Below are 6,111 nucleotides of genomic sequence, written 5' to 3'. Positions count from 1 at the left end.
GATGCGGGCGGTGGAACTGTTTGAGCTTGTAGAGCTGGTGGTGGTGTCGTCGATCATGTGCCCTCCCCTGGCGATCGCTGCGATGGGTCCAGTCTACATGGAAATCCGCTGAGCGCAAGGCCTCAGAAGACGAATACTGTTTGTACACAACATCATTCGCGCGGTCCGAGTCGGCCGATTCTTGTCGGTGGCGTGTGGTAGGGGCGTCGCTCACCGGGTGAAGTCGGCGGCAGCCAGATCGACGAGTTCGGTCGCGGTTGCTCCTTCGGTGAAGAGCCGTCGCTGACGCGTCGTTGCCGTCGAGTCCGTCGTGTGCGGCCCTCTACATCGCGGCCCGCAGGATGTCGGTGTCGACCACCGGTGCGGCCAGGCTCTCGTCGATGGCGGATTCGGCTCGGGTTACCAAGTCGCGCAACAGGATTGCCGGACCGATGGCATGACCCGCGCATTGTGTGACACCGGTGCCGCGGATCTCGATGATCGGCAGAAGATCCGGAGACCAGTTTACGGCGGAGTCTTTACGGCGCAGAATCCGCGTGATCCCACACGGAGAGCAGCTCGGCGAGGATCGCCGTCGACATCCCGAAGGTGCTCAGGTGGCTCTCGCCGGACAGGCGGAAGAGTTTGGAATCGCTCAGCAGCGAGACCATGTGCTCCCCGTGCGCGTAGGGGATGATGTGGTCGCGGTCGCCATGCCACCACCGCGTCGGAGTGGTGATGTCGGCGACGCGAAATCCCCAGTCCCGGGCGAAGATCACGATGTCGGCGAATGGAGCCTCCATTCGCCGGCTGCCGCCGTGAAGCAGGTCGTCGAGGAACATCGCGCGAAACTCGGGTCGGGCCAGCAACTCTCGGTCGGCGCGCGGTGAGAGCCGGCCGTAGAGGGAGATCGCCGGAGGGGCGATCGGGCGGGCCACGCCCAGCGCCGAGCTGAGGATCTTGCCCAGCGGTACGCCGGCCACCTGCACGATGGGTGCGGCGAGGGAACCCAGACGCATCGCGCCGCCGGCGATCGCCTCCGGCCCGGTGGTCGGTGCGACGCCGCCGACGATGCCGGCGACCGCGACGCGGCCGGGGTGGGCGTGCGACGTCGCAAGGGCGTACGGGCCGCCGCCGGAGACGCCGACCACCGCGAACCGCTCGATGCCCAGGGCATCGAGAACTACGGTGAGATCGCTGGGGAAGTCGGCCACGGAGTCGTAGCGGTGGGCGGTGGAGCTGCCGACGCCCGGCCGGTCGAGGCCGATCAGCCGGATGCCGTGTTCGGCGGCGAACGCCCGCGCCTCGAGCGGTATCTGACGTCGCGCACCGGGAGTGCCGTGCAACCACACGACGGCCCGTCCGTGTGCCGACCCATACTCGGCGAACCCGATCCGCCGCCTGCCGTTGTCGACGGCGACCGAGCCCTCGATCTTGGGACGATCGATCCGCATCATGGGCCTCAGCATCTCACGGTGAGTTCGGTCACGATGAGCCGGCGGGTGTGTGTGGCCTCCCGCCGAAGTGGCGGCGCATGCGGTAAGAGCAGTCACAACAGACGGTTCCTCGCGTAACGTCGTAACCGTGAGTCCTGCCGTTCTGGATCAGAAATTCCGACGTCTCCCGCATGCCCTTTCCTTCTACCCGGCGGTGCGGGATCTGCCGACCGGGACCATGGTGGAGTTGCCGGGACGGGGCGCGACCTTCGTCACCGATTCCGGGCCCGCCGACGCCCCGGTGGTCATCCTGCAGCATTCGGTGATGACGACCGGCCTGCTGTGCTGGTATCCGGTACTCCCGGAATTGAACCGGCGCTACCGGGTGATCACTCTCGACCATCGATGGCACGGCCGGGGTATCCGATCGGACCGGTTCGATCTGCTCGATTGTGCCGACGATGTCGCCGCACTCGCCGACGTCCTCGGGATCGAGCACTTCGTGTCCGCGGGTTTCTCGATGGGCGGCGGCATCTCCCAGCTCGTCTGGCGTCGCCATCGCGACCGGGTCGGCGGGCTGGTGCTGTGCTCGACCGGTCCGTACTTCAGCACCCATGACCCGCATCAGCGTGCACAGGCCGAACGCGCCGGGCGGCTGCTCAGACCGGTGTACAAACTCATCCCGCGCCCTTCCGATGCGAGTCTTGATCGCCCCGCCGGCCGCACCCTGGCTTGGGGGATGCGGCAGTTCCTCTCGACGCCTCTCTCGCATTCCGGCGACTTCGGAGAAGGCTTGGGCCGCTTCGATTCCCGCGACTGGCTCGCTGAGATCGACGTGCCCACCGCGGTCGTTGTCTCGACGCGCGACAAGGTCGTCGAACCGGAACGTCAGCAACTGCTCGTCGACGGTATCCCCGGTGCGCGCCGCTTCGACGTCGACGGCGGACACGCAACCTGCGTGATCGGCGCCGACAAGTTTCTCCCGCCCTTCCTCGACGCCGTCGACGAGGTGGTCCGCGCCGCCGATCTGCGCACCACCTCGCGCATCATCGTTCCCTAGGCAGTCGTGTCAGGCGCAGTCGCCACGCGTCGGGGAGGTCGCCGATCGCGCGGTGCACCGCGACATCGCTTCCGGTGGAGGCGGCGTCGGGCAGCGCGTCACTGAGGACCGCGATGTCGGACCGGACTGCGTCGGCGAAAAAGCGCAAGGGACCGGTACCGCACACGGGGTTTGCGGTACCGGTCCCTTGCTGCGATGACCTCGCCGATCGGGCGAGTCATCGGGTCATGGGGTGGGATCAGGCGCCCTGGCCGGCCTCGATCTCCAGGGTGATGGTGACCTTGTCGCCGACGACGACGCCGCCACCCTCGAGCGGCATGTCGATGTCGATGCCGAAGTCCTTGCGGTTGAGCACGGTCGTGGCCTCGAAGCCGGCGACCGGACCGTGGCCCATGCCGGGGTTCACGCCGTTGAACTCGAGTTTGAGGTCGACCGGCTTGGTCACACCGTGCAGGGTGAAGTCGCCGGTGAGTACGTAGTCGTCGCCATCGGGACGGACCGACGTCGAGGTGAAAGTCGCCTTCGGGAAGGTCTCGGCGTCGAAGAAGTCGGCGGAGCGGATGTGGCCGTCGCGCTGCTCGTTGCCGGTGCTGATCGAGGTGACATCGATCTCGGCCTGGACCGACGGGGTGCCGTCCTCGGCGACGGTGATGGTGCCGCTGAACGCGTCGAACGTGCCGCGAACCTTGCTGACCATGAGGTGCTTGACGGCGAAGCCGACGGTCGAGTGGACCGGATCGATGGTCCAGGTACCGGCGGCGATCGGTGCGGTGACGGTGGATGTGCTCATGATGTGCTCCTTGTCCGGGAGATGCCCGGGCTCGATGACTGCAGTGGTTTCTGGGTCGTGTCGGCCCATCACCCAGCATAACCGGACCGCGGTCCGATTTCATTCCCCGTTTGCGGAAGTTTGTCGGGCAATCTCATGTCCAGGCGAAGACCGGTTGTTCGAACTCGTCGACCCGGGTGTGGCGGCCGCGCAGGCACACCTCGGCGAACTGATAGAGCGCTGCGGCCGTCGGCGCGTGCACGAGTGTGGTCGCGCCGCTGGGGGAGTGGTCGTCGGGGTCGCGGCGCAGGCCGGGAATCGGCATCTGGATCACCGGCCGCGGCGACTCCGGGATGGAGATGAACCGCGGCGGCACGAGGAGATCGGCAAGCGGGATGAAGAACCATTCCGACACCTCGTCGGGACTGGGTGTCGGTGTGGGCGGGCGGCCGGCCCAGCAGACGACCGGCGTGATGACGAAGCCCGACCGGGTCGGGTAGTCGTCGAGCATGCCGACGACATCGTCGGGGGACAGGGCGATTCCCATCTCCTCGTGCAATTCACGCAGCGCGGCGGTGCGTGCATCCTCGCCGGGATCCAAGCGACCGCCCGGGAGCGCGAACTGGGCGGCGTGCCTGCGCATCGTGATCGGCCGGCGCAGCAGCCAGATGCCCTGTTCGGGCCGGTCGTGCTCATCGACTCGTTCGACGACGACCACCGCGACCGCGGCGGGTCTCCCGGGTGCGGTGGCGGCGCGACGGTCGAAGGCCGACAGCCGGGTGGTCAGGGCGTCGTGCTCGACGGTGGTCACCGCTCTAGTTCACCACGTCGGCCATCGTCGCCGAAGGACGGGCTCGCCGGCGACGCCCCGGCCCCGGATGGTCCACCCGCATGGCCGAATTGTCCGGATAGCCTGCGCGCCAAATTTTTACGAGTCGATTACCTGATGCCTGGCGGCGCACACTGATAGGTCGTGGCAGCCCTTTCGACACCGTTGACGTTGCAGACCGCAGTCACCTCATGGCGATTCGACCTGCCGTCGTCGATCCTCGTCGTGTTGGTGGTCGGCATCTACCTCGTCGGACTCCGACGTTCGACGGTGCCCTCGTCGCGGGCGGTGCCGGTGTTGATAGGTGCCGCGGTATGGCTGATCGCCGGCTGCGGCTTCGTCGGCGTGTACTCCGACGTGCTGTTCTGGGTGCGGGCGCTGCAGGTGGTGCTCCTGCTGATGGTGGTGCCGTTCTGCCTTGCGCTCGGGATGCCGGGCACGATGGCGCGCGACATCGTCGGGCACGCCGCGTTCGACCGGGTGCTGGGGTCGAAGCCCGCGCGGGTGCTCGCGTCGCCGGCGACGACGTCGGCCGGGATCATCGTCACGCCCTGGCTCATCTATCTCACCGGCTGGTATCCGGCGATGCTGCAGTCCGGGGCCGTCGACACCCTCACCCGGCTGTTGCTGGTGATCTGCGGTGCGGGCTACTTCTACACGCGGCTGCAACTCGATCCGGTGCCGCGGCGTTACCCGCAGTCGATGTCGTTGCTCATCACGCTCGGCGAGACCCTCGGCGACGGCGTGCTCGGGGTGGTGATGTGGCAGGGAGGTCTGCTCGCCGCATCGTATTACGAAGCGCTGCACCGAGTCTGGGGTCCGTCGCTGCGAACCGACCAGACCATCGGGGCCGGGGTGTTCTGGATTCTGGGGGACGCCCTGGGCCTACCGTTCCTTCTCGTGCTCTTCTCACGCTTCCGCGCCGACGAGCGATTGCGCGCCGAAGCCGCCGATGCCGAACTCGATGCTGCCGAACTCAAGGCTGCCGAACTCGCCGCCGCCGAGCCGATACCGCGCGCAGGGGAGGGAGCCATCGATTCCGCGTCCGGGTCGACGACGCTCTGGTGGGAGAGTCATCCGGAGCTGCGTGACCGATTCCGGTGACCGAGATCCTCTCGAATTCGCCTATTCAACCGGAGTTTCCGGCTGCATCTTGTATGCGGTTGCCACCAACTCGGACCGCTGGCCGCGCCCGTCGGTCGACTTGCGATCCCACGGCGCGTCGACCTGCCCGCGCAGATCGTCGACGATCTCGGTCGGTACGACGTTGCGATAGGCGTCGGTCTCGCCGGTGACCACCCGGACGGCCGTCTCGTAGACCGGTTCGGGATCGTATTGCTCGTGTGGGAAGGCGATCTCGCTGTAGTCGAAGAGTCGGGCACCAGGGTCATCGTTCCAGCTCTTCCACGTTTCGAGCATGCGGTCGTTGAACCCGGTCAGGAATGGACCCGGATTGATGGTGGCCACCTCGATGCCGTACTCCGCGAGCTCTTGGAACAGCGACTCGGCGACGGCCTCGATCGCGTGCTTGGACGCCGAGTACGCGCCGGCGAAGGGATCGGCGGTCAGTCCGGCGATCGAGGACATGAAGATGATCTTGCCGCTGCGACGCTGCGCCATCTTCTTGGCGATCCCCTGCGTCAACAGCACCGGGCCGACCACGTTGACCTCGAACTGCCGACGCAGATTGTCGCCCGGTATGTCGGCCATCGAGCCGCCCTCGGCGACGCCGGCGTTGTTGAGCAGGACGTCGACGTCCCAACCCGAAGCCTTCTTCCGATCACCGGGATCGGTCACATCGAGCTTCTCCACCCGCACTGTGACGCCGCGTCGTGCCGCCTCCTGCTCGAGAGCCCACACCTGCGCGTAGATCTCGACGCCCGCGATCACGTCGAGGCCCCGCTCAGCGAGCCGGAATGCGATCTCGTTTCCGAAACCCGTTCCCGCTCCGGTCACCAACACCTTTGTCTCAGCCATGTGCTGCCGGGTACCCCGGGTCCTCGGTCGGGCAAACCTGCGGACGGCTCGCGGGAATGGA

The 6,111-nt window shown here is 67.1% G+C and carries 6 protein-coding genes; 2 read left to right on the top strand and 4 right to left on the bottom strand.

The window, feature by feature from the left end:
* Positions 1-518 precede the first annotated feature (518 nt).
* Positions 519-1,436 carry an alpha/beta fold hydrolase gene (locus tag ACPXB3_RS19735; RefSeq protein ID WP_425729190.1) on the bottom strand — a complete coding sequence of 306 codons (918 nt, stop codon included), beginning with the start codon at positions 1,434-1,436 and terminating at the stop codon, positions 519-521.
* A 127-nt stretch (positions 1,437-1,563) separates the two neighbouring features.
* Between ACPXB3_RS19735 and ACPXB3_RS19730 the strand changes: the two genes are divergently transcribed.
* Positions 1,564-2,475 (top strand): alpha/beta fold hydrolase, encoded by a 912-nt coding sequence (locus ACPXB3_RS19730; protein ID WP_425706681.1) that lies wholly within the window; start codon positions 1,564-1,566, stop codon positions 2,473-2,475.
* A 238-nt stretch (positions 2,476-2,713) separates the two neighbouring features.
* Here ACPXB3_RS19730 and ACPXB3_RS19725 read toward each other — a convergent pair whose 3' ends face one another.
* Both ACPXB3_RS19725 and ACPXB3_RS19720 read right to left on the bottom strand, forming a co-directional pair.
* A complete protein-coding gene (locus tag ACPXB3_RS19725) occupies positions 2,714-3,265 on the bottom strand; it encodes a YceI family protein (protein ID WP_425729188.1) in 552 nt (183 codons plus the stop codon).
* Positions 3,266-3,398: 133 nt separating this feature from the next.
* On the bottom strand, positions 3,399-4,055 hold the full coding sequence (locus ACPXB3_RS19720) for an NUDIX hydrolase (protein ID WP_425729186.1): 657 nt from the start codon (positions 4,053-4,055) through the stop codon (positions 3,399-3,401).
* A gap of 162 nt (positions 4,056-4,217) precedes the next feature.
* Here ACPXB3_RS19720 and ACPXB3_RS19715 point away from each other — a divergent pair, with 162 nt between their 5' ends.
* On the top strand, positions 4,218-5,177 hold the full coding sequence (locus ACPXB3_RS19715) for a cytochrome c oxidase assembly protein (protein ID WP_425729184.1): 960 nt from the start codon (positions 4,218-4,220) through the stop codon (positions 5,175-5,177).
* Positions 5,178-5,198: 21 nt separating this feature from the next.
* Here the strand turns inward: ACPXB3_RS19715 and ACPXB3_RS19710 are convergent, their stop codons facing one another.
* Positions 5,199-6,050: an SDR family oxidoreductase gene (locus tag ACPXB3_RS19710; protein WP_425729182.1), complete on the bottom strand. Its 852-nt coding sequence runs from the start codon at positions 6,048-6,050 to the stop codon at positions 5,199-5,201.
* Positions 6,051-6,111 lie beyond the last annotated feature (61 nt).

It is taken from the genome of Gordonia sp. DT219 (genome assembly GCF_049847065.1).
Classification (GTDB): Bacteria; Actinomycetota; Actinomycetes; order Mycobacteriales; family Mycobacteriaceae; genus Gordonia.
This window is presented reverse-complemented; position numbering and strand designations above follow the sequence as displayed.